At 37.6% G+C, this 24,685-nt stretch carries 15 protein-coding genes, 1 tRNA gene and 1 pseudogene; 6 read left to right on the plus strand and 11 right to left on the minus strand.

The annotated features are described in order from the left end of the window. Positions 1-67: 67 nt before the first annotated feature. The 3 genes and pseudogenes from P3F56_RS01705 to P3F56_RS01715 all read right to left on the minus strand — a co-directional run bounded on the left by P3F56_RS01705 (position 68) and on the right by P3F56_RS01715 (position 2,701). A complete protein-coding gene (locus P3F56_RS01705; RefSeq protein WP_281153678.1) occupies positions 68-1,342 on the minus strand; it encodes an ATP-grasp domain-containing protein in 1,275 nt (424 codons plus the stop codon). A 122-nt stretch (positions 1,343-1,464) separates the two neighbouring features. After that, a pseudogene (locus P3F56_RS01710) lies at positions 1,465-2,275 on the minus strand (ABC transporter transmembrane domain-containing protein); the annotation flags it as partial. A 57-nt stretch (positions 2,276-2,332) separates the two neighbouring features. Next, positions 2,333-2,701: a peptidylprolyl isomerase gene (locus tag P3F56_RS01715; RefSeq protein ID WP_281153037.1), complete on the minus strand. Its 369-nt coding sequence runs from the start codon at positions 2,699-2,701 to the stop codon at positions 2,333-2,335. 979 nt (positions 2,702-3,680) lie between these two features. Here P3F56_RS01715 and P3F56_RS01720 point away from each other — a divergent pair. The 3 genes from P3F56_RS01720 (at position 3,681) to P3F56_RS01730 (ending at position 6,914) form a co-directional block, all read left to right on the plus strand. Beyond that, entirely contained in the window at positions 3,681-4,895 is a 1,215-nt protein-coding gene (locus P3F56_RS01720) for an HhoA/HhoB/HtrA family serine endopeptidase (protein WP_281153038.1), read from the plus strand. A gap of 435 nt (positions 4,896-5,330) precedes the next feature. After that, the gene (locus P3F56_RS01725; protein WP_281153040.1) at positions 5,331-6,671 is read left to right on the plus strand and encodes a TonB family protein; all 1,341 of its coding nucleotides are present in this window, start codon (positions 5,331-5,333) and stop codon (positions 6,669-6,671) included. A 170-nt stretch (positions 6,672-6,841) separates the two neighbouring features. Then, positions 6,842-6,914: transfer RNA gene (locus P3F56_RS01730), tRNA-Ala, on the plus strand. A 102-nt stretch (positions 6,915-7,016) separates the two neighbouring features. Here P3F56_RS01730 and P3F56_RS01735 read toward each other — a convergent pair. Next, on the minus strand, positions 7,017-8,144 hold the full coding sequence (locus P3F56_RS01735; protein ID WP_281153041.1) for a site-2 protease family protein: 1,128 nt from the start codon (positions 8,142-8,144) through the stop codon (positions 7,017-7,019). 251 nt (positions 8,145-8,395) lie between these two features. Here P3F56_RS01735 and argF point away from each other — a divergent pair, with 251 nt between their 5' ends. Next, complete coding sequence (gene argF / locus P3F56_RS01740) at positions 8,396-9,319, plus strand: ornithine carbamoyltransferase (RefSeq protein WP_281153042.1); 924 nt, start codon at positions 8,396-8,398, stop codon at positions 9,317-9,319. A gap of 1,523 nt (positions 9,320-10,842) precedes the next feature. Here the strand turns inward: argF and P3F56_RS01745 are convergent. The 7 genes from P3F56_RS01745 to P3F56_RS01775 form a co-directional block, all read right to left on the minus strand. Then, positions 10,843-11,040 carry a hypothetical protein gene (locus tag P3F56_RS01745; protein ID WP_281153043.1) on the minus strand — a complete coding sequence of 66 codons (198 nt, stop codon included), beginning with the start codon at positions 11,038-11,040 and terminating at the stop codon, positions 10,843-10,845. A gap of 135 nt (positions 11,041-11,175) precedes the next feature. Further along, positions 11,176-11,766, minus strand: coding sequence for a low-complexity tail membrane protein (locus P3F56_RS01750; protein WP_281153044.1), 591 nt, complete (start codon positions 11,764-11,766; stop codon positions 11,176-11,178). Positions 11,767-11,844: 78 nt separating this feature from the next. After that, a complete protein-coding gene (gene infB / locus P3F56_RS01755; protein ID WP_281153045.1) occupies positions 11,845-14,853 on the minus strand; it encodes a translation initiation factor IF-2 in 3,009 nt (1,002 codons plus the stop codon). 180 nt (positions 14,854-15,033) lie between these two features. Beyond that, a complete protein-coding gene (locus P3F56_RS01760) occupies positions 15,034-15,321 on the minus strand; it encodes a YlxR family protein (protein WP_281153046.1) in 288 nt (95 codons plus the stop codon). A gap of 33 nt (positions 15,322-15,354) precedes the next feature. Beyond that, positions 15,355-16,581, minus strand: a complete 1,227-nt coding sequence (nusA, locus tag P3F56_RS01765) for a transcription termination factor NusA (protein WP_281153047.1) — start codon at positions 16,579-16,581, stop codon at positions 15,355-15,357. 38 nt (positions 16,582-16,619) lie between these two features. Next, positions 16,620-17,081 carry a ribosome maturation factor RimP gene (gene rimP / locus P3F56_RS01770; RefSeq protein WP_281153048.1) on the minus strand — a complete coding sequence of 154 codons (462 nt, stop codon included), beginning with the start codon at positions 17,079-17,081 and terminating at the stop codon, positions 16,620-16,622. Positions 17,082-17,260: 179 nt separating this feature from the next. Continuing rightward, a complete protein-coding gene (locus P3F56_RS01775; RefSeq protein WP_342637162.1) occupies positions 17,261-18,694 on the minus strand; it encodes a hypothetical protein in 1,434 nt (477 codons plus the stop codon). Positions 18,695-19,078: 384 nt separating this feature from the next. On the opposite strand from P3F56_RS01775, the gene P3F56_RS01780 reads away from it, so the two are divergent. Then, positions 19,079-22,573, plus strand: a complete 3,495-nt coding sequence (locus P3F56_RS01780) for a WD40 domain-containing protein (protein WP_281153050.1) — start codon at positions 19,079-19,081, stop codon at positions 22,571-22,573. A gap of 815 nt (positions 22,574-23,388) precedes the next feature. After that, positions 23,389-24,549: a sulfate adenylyltransferase gene (gene sat, locus P3F56_RS01785; RefSeq protein WP_281153051.1), complete on the plus strand. Its 1,161-nt coding sequence runs from the start codon at positions 23,389-23,391 to the stop codon at positions 24,547-24,549. Positions 24,550-24,685 lie beyond the last annotated feature (136 nt).

The raw sequence follows: 24,685 nt of genomic DNA on the forward strand, positions 1-24,685 counted from the left end.
CAGAAAATTAAATCAGAAAATAACCTAATATTTTATTAACTTTTGCCTAGACTGGGGTGAGGATAGCTTATTTTTTGGGAGCCTTAGCTAAAGAAACTGTTGTAGTGATCGCTTGTCCTAAATCCTCAGTCAAGTTAATCTCTAATCCAGAAAGACTTTCTTTAATTGGGTCAAGATCGCCCCCGAGCAAACGAACTACTAAAGATGGTAGTTTCGTAACTTGGGACAGATGATTTTGAAGTTGACCATCCTGTTGATGCTCAAGGGAGTTAGCTCTAGTGGGTCTTGGAAAAAGGTCTTCACGGAAGAATTTTATCTCGCGTTTCAGATAAGGTTGAAAATAATCAGCAATTCCCTTTGCGATTACTTCGGAAGTCTCAGGACTACCCAAAATATTTATTAACAGAACCTTTATATGAGTTGACTTAATGGCTTGTTCTAAGGCGATAGTCAACTGCTCGGCAAAAGAGATTAATCCTTCCTGTTCGTTGAGCATCCAGCCACAGGCAGGATTACCTTGTTCATGAACTAACAGCTCCCAACTAGTAATGGTCAGTCCCCAGCCATTACTGATGATACCGATATTACCTTCTCCTGGGGTAGCTTTAATTACACAAACTTGAGGAAGATTTAAAGGTTGAGGGATAACAGGTTCGAATACTATTGACGAAGTTTCTAATTTAGAGGATGTAAGTAATTCTACTAAATCTCGATGGCGAGACAAAGCTGAATCGTTAACCGCAATTTTTCCATCGAGGGCCATAACTTCTCCGGTTGGACTCACCGCCAAAGGATTGATCTCAATCGAATCTAAATCCTTTTCCCAAAAAATCTGGTACATCTTTTCAAGAATGGAACTCACTGTCTGGATTAGTTCCCCTTGGAGTCCCATTTTTACGGCTAAACGGCGGGCATAAAAGGGCGAAAAGTCGCTATCAACTACCACTTTTTCCATATGCTCGAGGAGAGTTTCCACATCAATTCCTCCTTTGGGTGAACCAAGCAAAACTGGACGCTGAAGTTTATAATCAAGCAGAACCGAAAGAAAAAACTCAGATTTGGTATCGTAGCGAGCTTCTGCCAGAATAACTTCTGGATATTCTCCTAAAATTGCCAGACTAAAAATTGCTTGGGCAGCTACGATTGCATCGATCGTATTTTCCACAAAACGAATGCCCCCGGCTTTTCCACGACCTCCAGAACGGACTTGTGACTTTAAGACGACAGGATAAGGAATATGAAGGTGTTTTATTTCACTGAGATTAACGATAGGTTGTGAGGGTAAAATAGGAATACCCACTCGATGAAAAAGTTCTTTAGCCTGATATTCAAGTAAATCCATGACACTTGTAATCTGAGAAGTATAGTTTTTAGAAAAATAGGGGAACATCTCAGTTAGTATCCTACATTCTCCGAATCTGGAATTTATCATCAAATTCTAAAGAAAAAAGTAAAAAGCAAGACTATACTAAGTGGTCCATGTTTCTTAGACCTGAAGCAAACATTTTCGTATTTAACAACCTCTTTGATTGAGGGCATTGGGATATTTGGTTTATTTTCCTCAGCTTCTTGGGGCGTATCTACAATGTCAGCTAATCCCTTCTAAAGAAAGAGCGGTTTCTGGAAATTTTGGCCACAGTTGGGACAATCTTAGGGTGGGGGAAGTCACATAACTGGCAATGATACGAAAAGCGATTAATTGCCCCAGGATGAGTTCTTTCTCCAAAACTAAACAAGCTCTTATCCACAATGCCAGCAATTCAGAGAGCTTATTGAAGAAGTTACTGATGGAAGTAGCTGAGCTGGAAGTAATTACGGGATTAAATCCAGCTGAAACCTAACGGGAGTATTTCTCTTGCCATTACTAACGTGAATACAATTCCATATTTTAAGCTTTAACAGTTTGAATTCCTGAGATCACCTCAACTAGATTAGGATTAAGTATGAGCATTACGTTTGACTTTCGTCCATAGTTGACGGCGGATAGTTGGGAAGAAAATTAAAGTCATCACCAAATCGGGACAATCCCTAAAGCCACTAAGGTTAGCGGAGGACCATAGAAGACCATAACAACAATGTAGATGATGGAGAACACCGAATCAAGTGTCACAGTTAAGGTTATTCCAGTGAGAAATTTCTGTTCGAGTCAATGAACTCGAACAGAAATTTCTCCTACAGATCGTTTTTCAAAGTAGCGTGATGGTAAACGTAGTAAGTGATCGATAATTTCTAAGCCCAAACTCATGTAGATAAGACTCATCGTATCGACAAACAGAAGAGAATTATGGTTTATATAGTTAAAATTCAAAGTGATTTCAGTCTTTATTAGATATTATTGTCTATTCATATCGAACAGCATTTGATTTTGTAAGCATCCTTGAAATAGTTCATTGAGGAGTTTTTTTCTTGTTGGTTTATCAAGTTGCGCTGATAAATATCTTTCTAAACGAAGAATTATCCACCATTTTCCGATCTGAATTGGCTTTGAAAGTTGTCCTAATTGACTGGTAGACAGAATCCGCGATATTTGCGGGTGAGGGACATTTAAATGCACTGGACCAATTAATCCTCCTGTTTGGGCTTTGGCATCTTCAGAATATCGTCTAGCTAGTTTCTCAAAAGAGCTTTCTCCCTCTTGAATACGAAAATAAAATTCTTGGGCGATTCCAGGATTTTTTGTCCTAATCAGGAAATAAACCACCCGATCAAGTTTTCCTTTACATTGCCAAAGATAGTCTTCGAGTTAATGATCCCATATTGATTATTTTAACTTTTCGATTTTTAAATCCCGTACTTTCAGGTGAACTAGCTATTCACGGGTCATCCCCCATTTGTCAATCCAAGCTTGGACTTTATCCTTATCAGTTAGTTTTTTGATAAAATTACTGTTGCTCTAAGAGTGTTTCTTCTGGGCTACACTTAATAGTGGTGATTACCTCGTCAATTATTAGCTCTCCAGCTAACTGGGGTAATAGTTAATATCGGGTTAATAAGAGATGTAAATGTCGGTCTAGAATATTTCAATTACTAATCTGTAAGATAACACTCATTTTTTCTCTCCTTCTAGGAGGGCTTCACTGACCTTTTTCATTAAGACATAATCAACCATTATTTTTGATAAACAAAAATAAGTTACACCAGATTTTACACTCAAGATTATGTCGATTGTAAAAATGGATGTCTAACTTTGTTTGCTTGAAATATACAGCCTAAACTTAGCAAAGACGATGAACAGATTGGTAGAGTATCATAGAAAATACACAAATGAGGTGAGGGATACCATAATCAGAATCGATTCTAAAATTTTGAGAATTCGAAAAGCAAACCACAAAAGTACGAGGAATTCTACAGAATTTTAGAACCTGGAACTTTGACTTGTAGTGAGCCTCAGCTATATTACTTGCAATTAATTGGAGCCATCTACATTGTAGCTAATGGCTATTGCAAACCTGCTTAAATTTTGGTATACCATTATAATTTGGCAAGTTTTTTAAAAGAAACTATGTATCCTGTATTTAAGTAAAAACACATTAAATAGCTCATCAAAACATCCTCAAAATGTTAGGTTTGGAGATGATGTAGAAAGCCAGCGCTGTAAGCTTACGCGACTCGTCGGAACTGGTAACAAAGCTCATCCAATTAATATAGTCGATTTAACCTGTTTGAGGTTTTGAAAAATTATGAAGTTTACAAAACTGCTACGCCAATTGGGTAGTTGCCTGATATCACTTTTACTTGGTATGCTTCTGTGTTTTGGTGGCTTCCACTTTCTTTCGTCTCAAGCTGAACCTTTTGTGGAACCATCCCTAAATGATCAAGAAAATATTTCGGCTCCCTTAAACTTAGCTAAAGTTATCGTTGCTGAAGATCGCGATAACTTTGTCTCTGCAGCTGTAGCCCGCACTGGCTCTGCAGTGGTTCGCATTGACACGGAAACAGTTGTCACCCGGAGCATTGATCCATTTTTTAACGACCCCTTCTTTCGAGAATTTTTTGGGGAACAATTTCGCTCTCGTCTCCCTCAAGAACAAAGAATTGCAGGACAAGGTTCAGGGTTTATTATTGACGAAAATGGGATAATTTTAACCAATGCTCATGTAGTTAATAAGGCTGATAAAGTCACCGTTACTCTTAAAGATGGGCGTACTTTTAATGGACAAGTTCGAGGAACCGATGAAGTTACTGACTTGGCAGTGGTGAAAATATCTGCCCAAGAAGCTAAATTGCCAGTTGCTCCTCTAGGAGACTCAGCTAATCTTAAAGTAGGAGATTGGGCGATTGCCGTGGGGAACCCGGTTGGGTTGGATAATACTGTCACCCTGGGGATTATCAGTACAATCGGCCGTTCAGCCGCTAAAGCCGGCATTCCCGATAAGCGCCTCGATTTCATTCAAACTGATGCGGCGATTAACCCGGGAAATTCTGGAGGTCCTCTCTTAAATTCCCAAGGGGAGGTAATTGGCATTAATACCGCTATTCGCGCTGATGCGATGGGAATCGGTTTTGCTATTCCCATCAATAAGGCCAAAGCTTTGCAGAATATTTTAGTCAGTGGAGAAAAAGTTCCTCATCCCTATATTGGGGTACAAATGGTTAATCTCACCCCTGAATTGGCTCGGGAAAATAACAAAAATTCAAACTCACCTATTCTGATTCCTGAAGTTGAAGGGATTTTAGTAGTGCAAGTTGTCCCTAATACTCCTGCCGCTAGAGCCGGAATCCGTCGAGGGGACGTCATTGTAGGAGTCAATGGAAAATTGGTGACCGACGGCAGTGACTTACAATCCATTGTAGAAAATTCAGGTCTCAATGCTTCCTTAAAGCTTCAACTTTATCGTGGTGATCGCGTTATTTATTTAACGGTAAAAACTGCCCAATTACAAGGAACACCTTAAATAACCACGTCCTGGTGGTGTGGTAATTGATTTGCCACACCGTCACAATTGGTTTAAAAGATTATGTGAGGAGGTTATGAATTGCCTGCTGGTCAAAAACTATTTTGAAATCTGACGAAGAAAAACTGCAGTTTCAAACTTAGACGGTGTACAAATGAAAGAACTGTAGTTTAAAGGTAAGAACTAAAATTTTCGGAGCAATGAGGTAAGCAAGTACTAATCAATGATAGACCAGTAACGTTATTCTTAGAATCTTAAGCGACCGTCTGCATTCAAAAGGTGGATGCAGTGTTCACAAGGACTCAACTTCTTCTATAGTTTAGAATATATAATGAACTTAGGCATAATTGCGGAATGGATTAAATAACGGTTATGACTTCCACTTTTTTTATTAAACCAATGTTTATTAGAGTATTTAACTCCAATAGTTTACCTATGATAACATCGGTTGGGATTCATGCGTTGTTGTTGGGTCTGCTGCTTCCTAACTTAACTGACTTAAACCCCTTAGAAAAGTCGGACTCTAATCAACGTGACGTTGAAATAATCGAATTAACCTCTGCTGAAATAGCACGTTTACCAGATCAGTTGCCATTGTCAGATATACATGACTCTCCTGAGATTTCCCCCACAGATATACCACCCGTCTTAGACTCCTCTTCCTTAAACCCTTCCGTACCCCACACTTTCACTACTTTACCAGCCCCTCCCGCGTTACCTGCGTTACCAGCCCTTCCGTCCCTAAGTTCTCCTCGTCCTTCTTTTCCTAGACCACTTCCTAAGCCACAGCAATTATTCCCAATTGCACCTCGTCCAAATCTGCCCTCAAGACTGCCTGTCCCCCCTCAGCCTACTTCTGAGCTGGACGACTCCCAATCTTCAATTTCCCGATTTCCACCTATTTCTAAAAGACCCGATTTCGGTATGTCGAAAGCTCCAGTTCCCATTGATCAATTAATCAATCAAGGCGGGAATGATAGTCCCGATACACTTACTTCGGAAAAACCCATTAACCGTAATGTTGAGCCCCCTCAAACAGCCCCAAATTCAGAGCAAGCTCGGAAAGATAAACTGATCAGTAATTTAGTACGTGAGACAATTGAAGGGGCGGACAATCTTCGTTACAACAAGGATAATACAACTAATGAAGATGCAAGACGCAATGATGCCCAGTGGATGGCGAAAATAGGCAGTCCTGTTACTAAACAAGAGAATTGGCAAGCTTTAAGCGGAGATTACCCAAAAGCAGCTTGTTTAAGACATTTAGAGGGTACAGCTGTTTATGGTGTCACTGTTAACCCTGGGGGTGATGTAGCTAAAAATCCTTATCTCATTAAAAGTTCAGGTTATGGCATCTTAAACCAACAAGCGTTTAATCAAATTAAGTCCACTAGTTTTAGTACAGACAGTCAACTTCAACACTACCGAGTCAAGATATCTTTTAATTTTGATCCGAAAATTTGCCCTGCTGTTACCCAAAGTCCACAAAACCAACAGGACCAATCCACAACCTCAGAGACTCCAGCTGAATCAGCTCAACCGACTTCTGATAAGAAAACCGAACCGACGACTAGAGAAATGTCAACCCCAGAGACTCCAGCTGAATCAGCTCAACCGACTTCTGATAAGAAAACCGAACCGACGACTAGAGAAATGTCAACCTCAGAGACTCCAGCTGAATCAGCTCAACCGACTTCTGATAAGAAAACCGAACCGATTACTATTCCGACTTTTAGCAAGGATGCTCCGCTTCTCCCTCCTAGTACTAAAAAATAGGTAACTCCAGTCAATTTAGAAAACTTTTAGCAGAATCTGTTCAACGATGTTTTTACAACCTATTGAGGACTTTGAAGGTTGTTTAGCAATTTTTGTCTACAACTTTTAAACTAGAAAAACTTGACAAGGATGTTAAATTTCAAGTAGTATTGTGAGCGGATAGTACACTGGGGGCTATAACTCAGTTGGTAGAGTGTCACAATGGCATTGTGAAAGTCAGCGGTTCGAGTCCGCTTAGCTCCATTAGAAAATAGAAAGAGAGGTGAAGATGGATGTGTGTTTTATTGTCCATCTTTGTGACTTGTCTTTATTTATTTTTAAAAGTTCCTCCCTCGGGCTAGAGAATCATGCAGCTTTAGCTTGGGTTTGTTCTTGGAGAAACTTGATAATTGATGCTTTTTCTAATAACCCTAATATAATCCCATTTTTATGAATAACAGTTAGTTGCTGACGAGGGTTATTTTCTAAAATTTTTACTACTTCTAACAAAGATTTATCTGCTTCGATCATGGTTACACTATCGTTGATTGGCTGCATTATTTCTGAAATTTTTAACTCAGTCCATTGGGAAGTAGAAACTTTATTCAAAGTATTTAGTTCAAGAATTCCCGATAGTTTTCCTTCTTCATTAGTTATTAAGAAAATCTTCCATTTTCTCTTTCCAATTACATAATTATTAACAAATTCTCTCAGGTTAAAACTATCAAGAACTACTGGACTATAAGGAATTATAGCATCTTTGGCTGTATAACCACTTAAAGTTTCTTGAAACCTAGCAGATTGACCTGAAAATACTGCATTTTGTAAGAGGAAGAAACCAATTAATAATGTCCAAAAATTTCCAATAGGACTAATTCCTAAAATTGCCAAACCACCGATAAAAACAGCTAACCAACCAAAAACTTGTCCAACGCGACTGGCAAAAATAATTCCTTTATTTGGGTTTCCAGTGATTTTCCAAACTAGTGCTTTAAGAATATTACCACCATCTAAGGGTAGACCAGGAATTAAGTTAAATAATCCTAAAATTAAATTAATTGAAGTAAGTAGTGAAATAATCGCTGTAATTGGTTCACTAAAGGAAAAATTAACTTTAATCAGGTTCAATATAGCAAAGAGTACTAAACTAACAGTAGGCCCCGCAATCGCTACCAAAAAAGATTCTAAGGGGGTCTCAGATTCTTTTTCTAAACTAGCTAATCCCCCAAATAAAAATAGGGTAATGGAGTTAACATTAATCCCTTGGGAAAGTGCAACAAAACTGTGCCCTAATTCATGGACGACAACAGAAAAAAATAGTAACAATGCAGCAAGAAAACCTAAAATCCAAGGGATAATTCCTACTAATTGGGGAAATAATGCCAACTGTCTCCCATAACTGACGGCAACTAACCCCAGAACTAGAAACCAAGAAGGGTTCACATAAAAAGGAATCCCGAATAAATTGCCAACCCTTATATTATTATTATTCATGGGTCGAACCTCCTATTTAATTTGTGAAATCTGTTTCAACAACTTTACTCTTGCCTAATCCCATTGTAACGAGATGTAAAATTAATGAGACTTAGAAATAACAGTAAAACCCGTCTTACTAAGTTCGGTTATCTACCGTAATTATGAATTATGCCTTATGAATCTACGGTTAACCATAGTTCGGTCGATACAATGACGGTCTGTTCTCTACAGACAAAAAGACACCATCTATAACATAGAGTAAAATAACTATGACAACTCTAAGTCAACGAGATATTCTAGGAATTGCTGATCTTAGTGCTACCGAACTTAAGGATGTCCTAGAATTAGCAGTACATCTTAAGAATGGGAGGCAATCGCCTGTCTCTCAAAAGGTCCTAGGACTTTTATTTTATAAAGCTTCCACCCGTACCCGTGTTTCCTTTAGCGTGGCGATGTATCAGTTAGGAGGACAAGTTATAGATCTTAACCCTAGTGTTACCCAAGTAGGGAGAGGGGAACCCATTGCCGATACTGCTAGAGTTTTAGATCGCTATTTAGACATTTTAGCCGTTCGCACATATAAACAAGAAGACTTAGAAACCTTTGCTAATTATGCGGAAATTCCTATTATTAATGCCTTAACTGATTTGGAACATCCCTGTCAAACTTTAGCCGATTTGTTGACAATTCAAGAGAATTTCAACACCCTATCCGGTATTACGGTTACTTATCTTGGGGATGGAAACAATGTTGCCCATTCTCTGATTTTAGGAGGAGCATTAATGGGGATGAAAGTTCATATTGCCACTCCTGATAACTATCAACCAAATAGTCAGATTGTTGAAAAGGCCAAAGAATTAGCAGTAGACGGATTTGAGGTTATGATAACCAATGACCCTATTAAAGCCGCTAAAGACTCTCAGGTCCTTTATACTGATGTTTGGACGAGCATGGGACAAGAAGATTTAGCAGCTTCAAGAATTCCCTTATTTGAGCCTTATCAAGTCAATGAAACCCTACTGAATTATGCCGATAAGGAAGCTATTGTTTTACACTGTTTACCTGCTCATCGCGGAGAGGAAATTACTGATTCAGTGATTGAAGGGAAACATTCCCGGGTATGGGAGCAAGCAGAAAACAGAATGCATGCTCAAAAAGCATTGATAGTAAGTTTATTAGAAGTTAACAGTTGATGGGTATGAACTTTGCGTCAATATGTAAATAAATTAGTTAGGAGTAAAATTTTAGAAATTATTGAACAATCTGGAGACGGACTTGAAGTGAGAACTTTCTCTGACGTGTAACACTTACAGAACTTAAAAAATAAATTAGTCAATAAATTAGTCGAAGAATCTCAAGAGGTTGCTGAAGCTAATTCTAACAATATTTTGCAGAAGTATTGAGAATTGTAACACTGCAGGTATAGTTTGGTGCTGAAATATCACCTTCCCAATCTGAATGTCATTGGTTCGAGTTCCACCAGATGCTGCTGCTTATTTATTCTGAAAATGTATTTAAGACAACAAGAATGCCGAGAGGTGTATGACAGCAGATTAAACCCACTATCAAAGCTTACTACCAAGAAACGGGGGTCTTAAACTTCTTGAAAAGAAACAAAACAATGCTAATAAATTTTAATTGTGATTCAAATTTTCATGTTGCTTGTTGCCGGGTCCAAAGTCTCTTCTTCTGAGGGAGGGAAGATAATAAGTAGGCAACTTCAAATCAACATCAACGTTAAAAGAGCAAATTATTTTACAATTCTGTGTGTAAGTAATTACACTATAAATTTTATTACTTTAATTAATATTTTTTATAGTAATTTTAAATTTTAAATGAAATTTATAGTGTAATTATATCTATTTAAGAGTACTATTTTGGTAGTAAAATAAGTGTTTATTTAAACCTATTTCTCTTCTATTAGATTTATTTCTAGACTATAAATCAGTAAAAATAATAGATACAATTTTCTTTCCAGAGTTTCAGTTTTACTTCACCTTAACCACTTATATCCACTAATTTTTATAAAAAAACTATATCTAGTTCTTTATCTTTGCAGTATTTTTTAGTTTTATTTGCCTCTCTAGTTAAAATATTTTTGCTATTTTAAGTTCTTTATTATCTAGGACATAGAGTTAATTTTGTTCTTACTTTTTTCTTTTATATTTCCAGTCTTTTTTTTATTTTTACTGTTTCTCTCTGAAGTCAACTTAACTTTTTTCTCTCTTTTTTTAAAAAAGCTAAATAATTATTGAATCATATCAAGTTCTCTAATACTTCTCCGAGAGCTATTCAAAATACTCTATATTTTTTCTTTCCAAGTTCTTTCTTTCTTTTCTACTTTTTGGACAATCCTACAATCACCATTTCCCTTGAGTAATGACCACAGAAATTGTTTTTATCATTGTAATTTCTGAAATATTTACCAATCTGCAATTTTTTTACTTTCCCTCATTTTGTATCTGAACAAAACGCTTCTACTTCTTAATTTTCTCTAAAATCAAGAAGTAGAAAATTAACTTTGATAGTTCTTGACTTTTGTAATTCTGTTTGCTTAATTTCTAGGCAGGTTGCTAGTTAGCTATCGTTCTTTATTGAAATATTTTTCTATATCTAAACTTATTGTAAGTTAAAGTATTTACTATTTGATTTGAGTCAAACTGGAGCTCGTATATTAAAAATAACAAAAAGAGGGCAGAAGCCCCCGCTAAAAATGTTAGTAAGCCAAGGTTTCTAGAGTTTCTCGGAGATAACAGCGTACTTGCTGGTCGAGAAGAGAGGAATCATGATCCGTGGTTTGGCCAGACTGCCACTGTTTAAAACCAGAACAATCAGCAATTGCCTGTTTTAAATGCTCCCAAATTTCATGATCTTGATCAGACTTACGATTACGGGAGGGAGTTGAGCTCAACATAAGAAATTCATCAAATGACTAACATTATCCTTCTTTAAGGATAACTCAGGCAATTCGGAAGATTCTGATAATTTTGAGACAAATTCCCAAAAATCATGAATTTTTTGGATAAGTTCATTCATAAGAGGACAAAAATTAAACCTTGATCGGGAAAATTTTTTGCACGCGAAGTCCAAAAAGGGTAAAGTCTTGAAGAATTTTTTCGGTTGTGTAAGGTTCAGTGGTTAGCCATTGTTGTTGAGGAGTCAGGAGAATCCCAATAACTGCGATGGGAATTTGAACAAACAAATTACTCAACAAAAAACCAATCGCCGCAATAAACAATCCTAGTATTCGCCATTGAGGTAGTGTAGCGACCGTCATTGCCCCCAGAGGAGCAAGTAGATAAAGTTCCCATAGAATACCTAACATAGCAAACGCCGCGATCACCGTCAAAATTCGGATGTTTCGAGTTTTTAATGACCTTAAAATCTTACGTTGTTCAACGGTCAAACTATCAGGATGAAGGGAGAGCATTAATACACTAAAAATATCGAAGGGTCTAGTCAACTGCATCAAGAGAATTGGAACTACCCCAAACACTCCAACGATTAAAAATTCTAGCCAAAACAGAGGTAAGGGGTCTCCTACTGCTAGTCCTAACAAGACTAGTTGTAAACTTAAAGGAGCAACAGCAATTCCGGCTAGATGAATCCATAAAAACGGTTCCGAACGAAAGTTATTCATAACACAAAAAGAACATAATCCAGAATAAATAAAGCCCATAATTGCTTATAAACTAGCTATTATGGACTTTTTGTTGTCTTACCTTCCCGCTAAGGTACGACGTTTCATTACCATTTCGTAAGCCTCAATAATATCTCCTGCTTGCCAATCACTGAACTTATCGATTCCGATACCACATTCGTAGCCGGCGTTAACCTCACGAGCAAGTTCTTTAACCCGTTTGAGAGAATCGAGATTTCCTTGATAAACGATGTTATCGCCGCGCCGCACTCTAACAAAGCGGTTTCGTACCACCTTGCCAGACTGGACATAACAACCGGCTACTGCTCCTCGTCCCAGGGGAAAGACAGCCCGAACTTGGGCTTGTCCAAGGGGGGATTCCACTTCTTCGGGTTCGAGTAATCCTTCCATAGCTCCTTGAATATCATCGAGGAGTTTGTAGATAATGTCGTACTCTCGAATATCCACCCCTTCGTGGTCGGCCGCCACCCTAGAGCCACTAGCAAGGGTAGTATTAAAGCCTATTACTACTGCACCACTGGCGGCCGCTAAGTCTACATCGGTTTCAGTAATTTCCCCAGGAGCAGCCAGAAGAATTCGGATTTGAACCTCATCTTGAGGTAACTGTTCTAGGGAGCCGAGAATTGCTTCTACAGATCCTTGAACATCAGCTTTAACAATAAGATTGAGTTCTTTCAATTCTCCTTCTTGAGCTTGAGCCGAAATGGTACTGAGGGTAACGCGACGAGAAGAAGTTGCTTGTTGTAGACGGGTTTGGCGTTGGTCAGCAGCTCCTTGTTCAGCTATAACACGGGCTTCTTTTTCACTGGCATAGACATCAAATTCATCTCCCGCCGAGGGAACGTGATTAAGTCCAAGAACCTCAACGGCAAATGAGGGAGAAGCGGCCTCGACTTTTTCTCCGCGATCATCGATCATGGCACGGATTTTACCAAAGACTGAGCCAGCAACGATGGGATCTCCTACCCGTAACGTTCCATTTTGGATAAGAAGGGTGGCTACTGGTCCCCTAGCACGGTCAAGGTTAGCTTCGATGACTGTTCCTTTAGCGAGACGATTGGGGTTAGCTACCAATTCTTCTACTTCTGACAGCAGGATAATCATCTCCAGAAGAGTATCAAGGTTTTCCCCTTTGAGAGCACTGACGGGAACCATAATGGTTTCTCCTCCCCATTCTTCAGAGAGTAGACCCAATTCTGCTAATTCTTGTTTGATGCGATCAGGGTTAGCTTCAGGTTTATCGATTTTATTGATAGCCACTAATAAGGGAACCTTTGCTGCCTGAGCGTGACTAATTGCTTCTCGTGTCTGAGGTTGAACCCCATCATCGGCAGCCACTACTAGGATTGCAATATCTGTTACCTTAGCTCCGCGCGCTCGCATGGCGGTAAAGGCTTCGTGACCAGGGGTATCCAAAAAAACAATCTGTTCTGATTGTCCATTGTGTTTAATATCCACATGGTACGCCCCGATGTGTTGGGTAATTCCTCCAGCTTCTCCTTGGGCAACTTTGGTTTGACGGATAGAATCGAGCAAGGTAGTTTTTCCGTGATCGACGTGACCCATAATAGTGACTACTGGAGGGCGACGCTCAAGATTCTCCAAGTCGTGTTCATCAAGCATTTCCGTATTCTTAGTCGCTGCAGCTTTTACTTCGGGGATTTCCACTTCTACCCCTAATTCTTCTGTGACTAATTGAGCAGTTTCTAGATCCAGCGTTTGGGTGATATTGACTGCAATTCCTTTAGAAAAAAGATTTTTAATAATTTCAGTTTCAGGAATTTGTAGCCTATTAGCGAGTTCTCTAACTGTCAGATTACTGTCGAGAATAATCATTTCAGGACGTTGAACGACTTCTTGACGTTCGCGACGTTCTGTTTTATGACGTGTTGTTGATCCCCCACCAGTGTCGGGTTTGGGCATCGGTTTTTTAGGCTTGCTGACAGCAGCTGGTTTCGTCTGAGATTGAGGTTTAGGGGGACGGGCTGTAGAGAGACTTGCCATCAAAGGAATGGGATTGAGACCAGTTGTTGATTCAAAATCTTCATCTTCTTCGTCAAGACGTTTAGTCCGACGCTTAGCTTTGGCAGCTCCTTTGTTTTTTATCTTAGACTCGCGTTCTTCCTCTTCTTCTTCCCATTTTTGCTGTTTTGAAGGACGCGCTGACGTTGGACGTTTTAAGGTTGGTTTCGGTTTTAGGGCCGTTTCAAGAACATCATCATCGGCTACATCTGAATCATCAATTTCTTCTGATGGGGGTTTGACCGAAGGAGCAATTAATTCAAGAGTTTCCTCTTTTAGTGGCCTCACAAATTGCGGTCGCTGGGAATCCAGTTTAGCTTTGATTTTAGTTATTTTTTTATTAGGAGCCGGATTTTCCGCGGAAACCGTTTTTGGAGTCGGGGTGGTCTCCAACGAGAGTTTCTTCTGTGGCTCAACTCTGTCTGTTGGTTCAGATTTAGGAGTAAGTTTTAAACCTGACTTCTCGGAAGGAGATGTCTTAGAAGATTGAACTAGAGGTTTAGATAGTTGGGGAGGATTGAGAAGAGTCGGAATAGGTTCAGGTTCTTGGTTATCTTCAACTAGAGGAGTTGTAAGTTTTTCGGAGGGTTTGGTTTTTTCAGGAAGTTTTGGCTTCTCGCTAGGAGCAACAACCGTGTCCTCTTTATTTGATACTTTTTGAGGCGATTTTTGGGAGTGTGTGAAGGGTTGAGGAGGTTGTGGCTTAGCAGGTGGCCGAGGGGGAGCTACTAAGGTCGGAGAAGAACCCTGAGCTTGTCTTGAAGCTTGAGTAGAGGAGCTCTTCTGGATTTGCTTATGATGAATAGCTAAAATTTGTTGTTTGTTTTGTCCGGTAGGAGATGCTTTTTCTTGTTGGTTAGTTGTCTGGCTGGCAACATATTTACTTGCCATGGCCTTAATCCGTTCAGCCTGGGATTCACTAATCGTGCTACTGTGGCTCTTAACAGGAATGTTAAGCTGGGTGCAAATTTCTAGGATATCTTTATTTTCTAGGTTCAACTCTTTCGATAAATCGTAAATTCTAACTTTTTGTGCGTTGTTCATCCACTATCCCCCTGACTAGGTTTGTGTTGGTTTAAAGACTTGGACCCTTGGCTTTTGAGCAACGGGCAAGTTCTGGTTTTGGTCAGTTCCATCCGACTGCAATCATGATGATTTTAAAAATGACCTTACTCCTATGCTAACTACCAAAGACATCGAGACGCATCCCTAATGACCTAAATGTTAGGAATTAGGAAGTTTAGCTGATACAGACTCAGCACTTAGTGTCTGCCAACGATTCCATAGGGTTTGGTAAATGCTATCAGGGACATTCGTCCTAAGCATTTTGCCCAAACGGTTCTTTTTACTGGCGTTGTACAAGCAATTCTCCTGAGGACAGATATAAGCGGATCTCCCCATCCCCTTGTCTAATTGTACCTGTCGAGATGAATGAACTCGAACAATACGCCAAAATGTTTGTTTTGGTGCTATCTTCCGACAACTAATACAACGTCGATAATTGGGCTGCATAGCTAATGAAATGATTATTTACTCTCCTGAGATTCAATATTTAAATACAACGTTAGTTTCGTCATTGTCTTTTTCATTATTCAAAAGCTCTGACTTATCAGAGAGTTGCTGTTCTTTGTTTATTTCTAGTTGATAGGTAGCTGTATCTTTGATGTCAATTTTCCACCCAGTTAAACGGGCAGCTAAGCGGACATTTTGACCCTCTTTGCCAATAGCCAAGCTCAATTGGTCTTCGGCGACTAAGACTAGAGCGTGGCGTTCATCAGGATTAATTAAAACCACTTGATCTACTCGGGCCGGACTGAGGGAGTTGGCAATATAGGTAGCAGGATCGGGAGACCAACGAATCACATCAATTTTTTCTCCCCGCAGTTCGTTAACCACTGCTTGAATTCGAGAGCCTCTTGCTCCAATACAGGCTCCTACAGGATCAACATCTCGTTCTAGGGTATCTACTGCAATTTTAGTTCTTGGCCCGACATAACGAGAAGGGGGGTTAGCTTCACGGGAAACAGCCACGATCCTTACGATTTCTTCGTCTATTTCAGGTACTTCTACAGTAAATAGATCGACAACTAAGCCGGCTGCTGAGCGCGAAACGATTAGTTGGGGTCCACGATGGGAGCCTTCTCGGACTTTTTTAAGGATAACTTTAAAACTAGAATTGGCGCGATAATTGTCATTAGGTAGCTGTTCTCGTTTAGGTAGGACTGCTTCAACTTCGGGTTGGCTAAAAGCACTTTGAACAGCGACGATCACATCTTGGCGTTCAAAGCGTAAGGATCTCGCATTCAGAACTGTTCCTTCAAGATCATTGAACTCTTCTTGAATAAGTTTACGCTGTTGATCTCGTAGTTTTTGTAAGAGAACTTGTTTGGTTTGAATGGCCGCCATGCGTCCAAAATCCTTTTGATTTGGGGTTACATCTAAAACTACTTCGTCCCCTAATTGAGCTTCTGAAGCAACTTCTTGGACTTCTTTAAGAGAGATGTGATGGTCGGTGTTATCGACTATTTCCACAATTCTTTTGGTAGAAAGGATGCGAAACCCTTCTTCTTCAATGTCGAGTTCTACTTCAAAGTTATTAAAGTATTCATCATGGAATTGCTGACGATCTAAGCTTTGGGAACGACGATAACGTTCATATCCTTTGAGTAAGGCTTCTCGTAAAGCTTCTTGGACGGCAGATTTTGGCAGATTGTGCTGTTGGCTAATTTCATCAATCATTTTAGCCAAACCGGGTAAGCTAATAAGGGACATGGTTATGGACCTCCTTGACTTAAAAATATAGAGTTTGGTTAGGGATGGTCATCAAGTGTGATTGTGGTAATCAGGTCCCGAGGAATTATGATTACTCGTCCTTTTTGGTTAAGATGAACGCTCTCCGTATCCAGTTTTTGAAGTCTACCTCGCCATTCTTTTTGATTTAGGTACGGGGCATAGGTTGTGACAATGACGGCAAATCCTTTAAAGGCTATAAAGTCACGATCACTATTTAGTTGTCGAGAAACTCCTGGGCTAGAAATTTCTAAAACATAGGAACCTAGAATGACTTGGGACTCATCAAGACTAGTTTCTAGGGATCGACTTAGCCCTTCACAATCATTTAAGCTTGTATCTCCTTGTGGGTTACGAATATCTATACGCAACACAGGGGGTCGTTCGTTAGTCTGAAAAACAACATCAACGACTTCTAGTCCGAGATTTTCGGCTATAGGAGTAGCTATTTCAATAATTTGTGAGATTACAGGGTTATTCATTGCGGCTTAGGCACTAAAAAAAGCGGGTTTTAGCCCACTTCCTTTGAACGTCAATAATTTGGAAGGGTTGCAAAAGGTACCATGATTACCTGTCCTGATTTACTAGTCTAGCAAACTTTTAGTCTCTTTTTTTCTAGTCTGGAATTAGGGACACTTTGGAATATTTGAAGAGTTAATATTCAACTGCCAGTGTTCTTAGCTTCTTGGCGTAAGGTGCGAGTTTGTTCTAAAATTTGTTCAAAATCTTCGGCAGAAAGTCGCCTGACATAATTAATCTTAATTTTTTCTAGTAAGTCGTTAAGAAATATTTCTATATGCTCAATACTTTGTTGATCTTGTAATTCTATAATCATAGTCTGTCTAAATTTATCGACTAATTTATTAAAAAGTTTATCGAGTTTAGGATCTTTAATTAACACTTCTCTAAGTCCTTTAGATAATCCTTGATAAAGTTGAGAGGCAATTTTTTGGATTAGTTGATTTTCTATAAATTTAAATCCTGGTAACTTTTCTAAGTTAGGATATGCTGATGTCTCAATTAAAGTTTTTTTAAGATTATATTCAATGAACATCTCTACTTCTGGACGAATTTCTGGAATAATTTTTTCAACCAGTAAATCACTAATTATTTTAAAGATTTCTGCAGTTTCATTAACGTTGTTAATATTAATATATACGTTATTGTTAGGTTTTTGTAAAATATTACGGATTGTTCCTTTTTGAACGGAAACTTGAACTTGATTAATAACATTAATAACCACTGTCTCGGTAATTTCTCGGGCGATTCCGGCTACAAATCCTTGACTTGTTTGTTTTTTAATCGCTTTCACATTAATTAAATTAGATTTATCTAAGCGAATAATTAGGGGAATAATCCTCAACCAACGAAATATGGGAATCAACAAAAGAATGTCATACCAACGCCACAACATGGCATCAAACCAATTTATCCCGGTATGACGACGGCTAATATACCAACTTCGTACTATAATTTCTATACAAAAGATAAGAGAAAAAGGAAAATCAATTAAGCCAAAATTATTAATAGGTTCTCCATTTTCCCCCACCGGACGAAAATAGTTAGTTTCTAATAATGGTCTAATTTGATCGTCAAAAAAGACTAACTCATTTTCTAATCTATTTTTCTGCCAATTATTTTGATCCCAAAATAACTCAAAAGATTCTTTAGCTGAAACATCTTTACTTCCAAAGATATGCTCTCTCATCTTATTCTTTATTCTTTCTAATGTCCCTATTTTGTCGGCAACAAGAAATGGGTTTTGTTCGATCATTTCTACACTTTGTTGGCGAAGAGAATACAGAAGATTATTTATCTTCTGATCTCGAAGTGGGTCGCCTGTTTTATCAATAACATTTTTTAGTTTATTTACTGTATTTAAATAACTTTCTGTATCTCGATTAGGTTCAATTCCTTTCACCCAATCATAGTATTTTGTTAGTTTAAAAGATAACACTCTTATAGGAGTTTTTGGTATTTTTTTCTCAAACGTTCCAATCTTAAAATAGAGTTGAACTCTTCCTTGTAACCAAAAATCTCGTAAGGAAATATAGGTTAAATCATAAACAACAAATCCATAATTAACTAAGATCATTAAAGCTATTAGTTTTTCAAAAAAGTATTGTAAACGTGTATATTTTATTCGAGAGTTTGGAAATAATTTTATTGATGTCATACTTTAAAAAGTCAAAGGATAGAAATATTTAAACTAAATTATTCAAACTAGTTTAGTTTACCCTATTTTGAAGAATAATGCTTATCTATTAAGTCCTTTGCTGATTAAGTCACTTGATTAATTTTATCTGTTCCTGATTAAGTAATTACATATAAGTGCTGGCATTATATCTTTTTATTTTAAGCAATACTTAAGAGATCATATCAATAAAAGTTGTGAAGATTTTGCCTAAATTAGAGAATGAGTCGTCTTCAGTGATTTATAATAACAATGTTATTTTTATTCTTAAGTGTTAGTATTTTTATGACAAATAAAAATGTTTATTTTCAAAAAAAATATAAATATAAAATAGGTGGAAGTCTTTCTTTTGATCATCCAACATATGGAGAACGTGCAGCAGATAAGGATTTATTGGAAGCTTTAAGAGCAGGGAAATTTTGTTATATTTTTAACTGTCGTCAGATGGGTAAATCTAGTCTTAGAGTTCGTATGATGCATCAACTTCAAGCAGAAGGAATGACTTGTGCCTCTGTAGATATCACTAGTTTAGGAAGTGATATTAGTCAGCAACAATGGTATAGTGGAATTATCACCCAATTGTTTTTAGGATTTAATTTAACTGAAAAAGTAAACTTAAAAAATTGGCTAAAAGAAAGACAAGATTTATCGGGAGTTCAAAAATTTATTCTCTTTTTAGAAGAAGTACTTTTAGTCTATTCTCAAGGAGAGAAAAAATATATTTTTATTGATGAAATTGATAAAATTATTAGTCTTGATTTTTCCCTTGATGATTTTTTTACTTTAATTAGATTTTGTTATAATCAACGAGCAGAAAAACCTCAATTTAATAAGATTGTTTTTGCGTTATTTGGAGTAGCTACACCCTCAGATTTAATCCGCGATAAAACTCAAACACCCTTTAATATTGGGCAACCTATTGAATTAACAGGATTTACCTTAGAAGAGGTTTACCCATTAGTTTCTGGATTAACTATTATTACAAATTTTCCCAAGAAAGTTTTAAAAGTAGTTCTAGATTGGACAGGAGGACAACCTTTTTTAACGCAAAAACTCTGTCAATTACTTCTAAATAAAGCGGATATTATTTATCCTGGAAAAGAAGAGGAGATTATCACTAATATCGTACAGAAATTTATTATAAAAAATTGGGAGTCTCAAGATGAACCTGTTCATCTAAAGACTATTCGAGATCGTCTCCTCCTCAATGAAAAAAGAACTGGGAAACTACTAGGATTGTATCAAAAGATATTAAATAATGGCTCAATTGAGGCTGATGATAGCCCAGAAAAAACAGAACTACGTCTATCTGGATTAGTGGTTAAATGTAATAGTAAACTTATTGTTTATAACAAAATTTATCGGGAAGTGTTTAACCAAAAATGGGTCAGTAAAGAACTCGAAAAAATTCGTCCTTACTCAGAAGCAATTACTGCTTGGATCAACTCAAATTATCAAGATACCTCTCGTTTGTTGCGAGGAAAAGCGCTTGAAGATGCCTTGTATTGGGCAATAGATAAAAACCTTAGTAATATTGATTATCAATTTTTAACAGCAAGTCAAAATTTAGATAAACAGCAAGCAGAAATTAACTTAGTAGCCGAAAAAAAAGCTAACGAAATTTTAACTAAAGCAAATCAAAAAGCTCAAAAGATGATCCGTTTTGGAGTCGCCATTTTAGTATTTTCTTTAGTAGGAGCAATTATTTTCTTTACTCAGGCAAGATTAGCAATTAAAAAACAACAAGAAGCTCAAAAAGGAACTCAATTAGAACAAGCTGGAAATAGTGCATGGAGACGATTTAGATTCGAACAAATTGAGGGGTTATTATCAGCAATGGAGGGAGTGCGGCAATTACAAACTATCGTCAGATATAAACGAACATTACAAGACTATCCCGCTACCAGTCCCATTTTAGCCTTAGAACAAATTCTCGATCTAATTCACGAAAAAAATAAATTAACCGGTCATCAAGATGCCGTCAATAGTGTTAGTTTTAGTCCGAATGGACAATTGATAGCCACTTCATCAAGTGATGGAACCATCCGTTTGTGGGATTGGCAGGGCCGAGAGCGATTGGTAATAACTGATCATCAGGGAAATATATATCGTGTAGCCTTTAGCCCTGACGGTCAAAGCATCGCCACCGCCTCTCAAGATGACACCGCCAAAGTCTGGACTTTACAAGGGGAGAAATTAGCAACCCTGAAAGGCCATAAGTCATCAGTCTATAGTGTTAGTTTTAGTCCTAATGGAAAACGCTTAGTAACGACTTCTAGGGACTATACAGCCAGAGTTTGGGATCTCCAAGGACGACAACTGGCTATCTTAAAAGGTCATCAAAAATCCATTGATCACGGGATATTTAACCCAGATGGACAACGTATCGCTACTGCGTCACGGGATGGAACCGTTAAAGTATGGGATAGTCAAGGTAATCTTCTAAAAACTCTGAAAGACGATGTAAACTCCTTTTATAGTGTCAGTTTTAGCCCAGATGGACAACGATTAGCTGCCTCAGCCAAGGATGGAACTGTCAGAATTTGGGATAATCAAGGAAAATTAATTTTAACCTTGAAAGGACATCAGGAGTTGGTCAAAAATGTAACTTATAGCAAGGATGGCAAATGGATAGTTACAGGATCAAGTGATGGAACTGCCAGAGTATGGAATAGCCATGGGGAAGAAGTGACGGTTTTTCATGGACATCAAGATCCAATTTATGATGTTGCCATCAGCAATAATGGTCAAAAGTTAGCTACTGCATCAAGTGACGGGACAGTGAAGCTTTGGGACATGACTTCTCCTATGACCAATGGATTTAAAACCATTAATAATTATGTCACTGCGGTTAGTTTTTCTTCTGACAGTCAATTATTAGCGATTGCTGCTGAAAATGGGAACGTTTATCTTTGGAATTTACACGGTAAACAGGTAAGACAATTTCAAGCCCATAATAGTGGTATTAACAATGTAAAATTTAGTCAGAATGACCAGAAACTAGTGACTACTGATAACAATGGTCGTGTTAAATTATGGAACTTACAAGGCAAATTACTAAGCGAATTATTTGATAATTCAGTCAGGGTTTACAGTGTTACTTTTAGTCCCGATGGTCAATTATTAGCGATAGCGACTCGTTCAGGAGAAGTTTGGCTATGGAATATCGAAGATACTTCTCCAAAGTTAATGAATAAATTTACTGCTCATAATGAAACCATCCATCACATTAGTTTTGAGCCAAGTGCTCAAAGATTAGCCACTGCGTCTGGAGATGGAACAGCTAAATTATGGGACTTGCAAGGAAATTTACAACAGTCGTTTCTTGGTCATAAAGATAGAGTTAATTGGCTAAATTTTAGTCCAGACAGTCAATATCTGTTAACTGCTTCTAAAGACAAAACTGCCAGATTGTGGAAGGTCAATGGCAATCTTTTAGAAATATTTAAAAGTGATCTTTTCCCCATTTCTCATGTCAATATCAGTCCTGATAATAATTATTTAGCAACTGCTTCAAGCGATGGAACTATCAGATTATGGGATTTTGAAGGAAATCTTCATGCTAAGATAAAAGGCTATCAGCAGCCTATTGTGGGACTTAAATTTAGTCAAGACGGTCGACAGATTATAACAGTCGCTAGGAATGGCATCGTAAAAATCTGGCCAGTACAGGAAGAATTTACTCGTTTAAAAAATCTGTTAACTCAAGGATGTCAATGGCTAGAAGACTATTTTGTTACTCGTCCCCAAGAAAAAGTTAAGCTAAAAGTTTGTGAGTAATTGATAGTCTACTCTTTAGTGTCTATATTAAAAGTTAAAAGTTTATATAAATACAAACAATAATTTAAACTAAATTAATCCTGTACGAACTTCTTTCATTCCCTTAGGTTGATAAAAACTATAAATACTTTGGTAAGGAACCTGTTCAAAAAATGATTATCATCTCAAAACTTAAAATTGAAGTAAGGGAAAGCTTAAAGTAAATTGGTGTGCTTGTTCAAAACAAAGAGGAAAAAATCGGCGTCGTATCCCCAATCTATTATATCTTTCTCCTGAAAGATCAGGAAACATTGTATTAGAAGATGGTATTGATCCGAATGTCCATAAATTGGTCATTAAAACAATTGCTTATAAGCTTCTAATTTTGATGACTTTGGTTAAAAATTAGAAGCTTATTTAAACATAAAAATTGATTAATTTTAGTTAGTTGATGCTTAAGTAGAAATAATTATATTTTGATCACGACTCTTCTCCCCAAACAAAACAAGATAATACCGTAGAAAACGATTGATTAGCACAATTAATCCAATTAATCAGCAAATTTTAAATAACAATAAGCTCAGTAAAAGTGTATTTAAAGAACATAAAATTCCGAAAAATCAGAAATTTTAATCATCAAGAGTTCAGCTCAATTATAAAGAAAAGAAAACGAGTTTTACATACAACTATTAGTCTTCCTGGATACAGCTGAAGACGATTATATGGGAAATTACAGATAAAATAGTTAGAAACTATAACATACTCGTATTCCGTTTTGATGTATAAAGTTATGGAATACTGAACTTTTTAGAGAGCCAATTTTAGGAGTAAGAACCATGACGAGTATAATCGCCCCCCATGGCGGTCAATTGATTGATTGTATCTTAAGCGATGCTGAGGGACAAATTGCCTTTGAAAACGCCCATACCTTACCTCCATTAACACTTTCTAAGCGTAATCTCGCAGATATTGAGTGTATTGCGACTGGTATTTATAGTCCTCTCAATGGCTTTGTCACTGAAGAAGAATATCAAACAATCATTAACGATATGCGCTTAAAGAATGGTCTGGCGTGGTCTATTCCTGTTACGTTACAGGTTCCTGAAGCTGATTCTGAAAAATATCGCCTAGATAGTGATATTGCTTTAGTTCATCCTAATGGTGATATTTTGGCTGTCATGACCATTACCAGTAAATTTAAGCCCGATCAAAACTACGAAGCTCGAAATGTCTATCGCACCACCGATGAAAATCATCCAGGGGTGAAGGCAATACAAGCTGAGGGAGAAATTTACCTAGGTGGTCCTATTAACCTTGTCAATACTATCCCCCAAGGCAATTTTCCTAAACACAGCTTTACTCCAAAAATGACTCGAGAAGAGTTTGCAAAGCGTGAATGGAAAACTGTGGTTGCTTTTCAAACCCGTAATCCCATCCACCGTGCCCACGAGTATATTACTAAAATTGCTCTTGAACTAGTTGATGGATTATTTATCAATCCCTTAGTTGGGATGACAAAATCCGATGATATTCCAGCCGATGTACGAATGCAATGCTATCTAACTTTAATTGATAAATACTATCCCCAAAACCGTATCTTTTTAGGCGTTTTTCCTGCTGCTATGCGTTATGCAGGTCCACGAGAAGCCATTATGCATGCGATTGCTCGTCAGAATTATGGCTGTAGTCATTTTATCGTAGGACGAGATCACGCAGGGGTTGGAGACTATTATGGTACCTACGATGCTCAACATATTTTTGAAGAATTTCAAGAGGATGAATTAAAGATTCAACCTATGAAATTTGAACATGCATTTTATTGCACTCGCACTCAAACTATGGCAACTTCCAAAACTAGTCCTAGCACTCCTGAAGAAAGAATAAATTTGTCTGGGACTAAAGTCCGCAAGATGCTCAAAGATGGTAAGACTCCTCCTCCTGAGTTCAGCCGTCCAGAAATTGCCCAAATTTTAGTTGCATCAATGCAGCTAAAATAAGCTAGTCCAGTATCGTAAATTTTAACCTGTGGAGGATATTAATAAAATTGGCCCTTACAAACTGAGTATTATAAATTAGTGGCTAATAACTTTTAAAATTTTTATTCTGACCGTATTCTCTTAAGTTAAAATCCCA

This window comes from cyanobacterium endosymbiont of Epithemia clementina EcSB, from assembly GCF_029919255.1.
Classification (GTDB): Bacteria; Cyanobacteriota; Cyanobacteriia; order Cyanobacteriales; family Microcystaceae; genus Rippkaea.

Bases quoted from the DNA above. Each gene is read 5' to 3' on its own strand.
- P3F56_RS01705 (WP_281153678.1), bottom strand. From the start codon at position 1,342: ATGGATTTACTTGAATATCAGGCTAAAGAACTTTTTCATCGAGTGGGT.
- P3F56_RS01720 (WP_281153038.1), top strand. From the start codon at position 3,681: ATGAAGTTTACAAAACTGCTACGCCAATTGGGTAGTTGCCTGATATCA.
- P3F56_RS01725 (WP_281153040.1), top strand. From the start codon at position 5,331: ATGATAACATCGGTTGGGATTCATGCGTTGTTGTTGGGTCTGCTGCTT.
- P3F56_RS01735 (WP_281153041.1), bottom strand. From the start codon at position 8,144: ATGAATAATAATAATATAAGGGTTGGCAATTTATTCGGGATTCCTTTT.
- argF (WP_281153042.1), top strand. From the start codon at position 8,396: ATGACAACTCTAAGTCAACGAGATATTCTAGGAATTGCTGATCTTAGT.
- P3F56_RS01745 (WP_281153043.1), bottom strand. From the start codon at position 11,040: ATGTTGAGCTCAACTCCCTCCCGTAATCGTAAGTCTGATCAAGATCAT.
- P3F56_RS01750 (WP_281153044.1), bottom strand. From the start codon at position 11,766: ATGAATAACTTTCGTTCGGAACCGTTTTTATGGATTCATCTAGCCGGA.
- infB (WP_281153045.1), bottom strand. From the start codon at position 14,853: ATGAACAACGCACAAAAAGTTAGAATTTACGATTTATCGAAAGAGTTG.
- P3F56_RS01760 (WP_281153046.1), bottom strand. From the start codon at position 15,321: ATGCAGCCCAATTATCGACGTTGTATTAGTTGTCGGAAGATAGCACCA.
- nusA (WP_281153047.1), bottom strand. From the start codon at position 16,581: ATGTCCCTTATTAGCTTACCCGGTTTGGCTAAAATGATTGATGAAATT.
- rimP (WP_281153048.1), bottom strand. From the start codon at position 17,081: ATGAATAACCCTGTAATCTCACAAATTATTGAAATAGCTACTCCTATA.
- P3F56_RS01775 (WP_342637162.1), bottom strand. From the start codon at position 18,694: ATGATCTTAGTTAATTATGGATTTGTTGTTTATGATTTAACCTATATT.
- P3F56_RS01780 (WP_281153050.1), top strand. From the start codon at position 19,079: ATGACAAATAAAAATGTTTATTTTCAAAAAAAATATAAATATAAAATA.
- sat (WP_281153051.1), top strand. From the start codon at position 23,389: ATGACGAGTATAATCGCCCCCCATGGCGGTCAATTGATTGATTGTATC.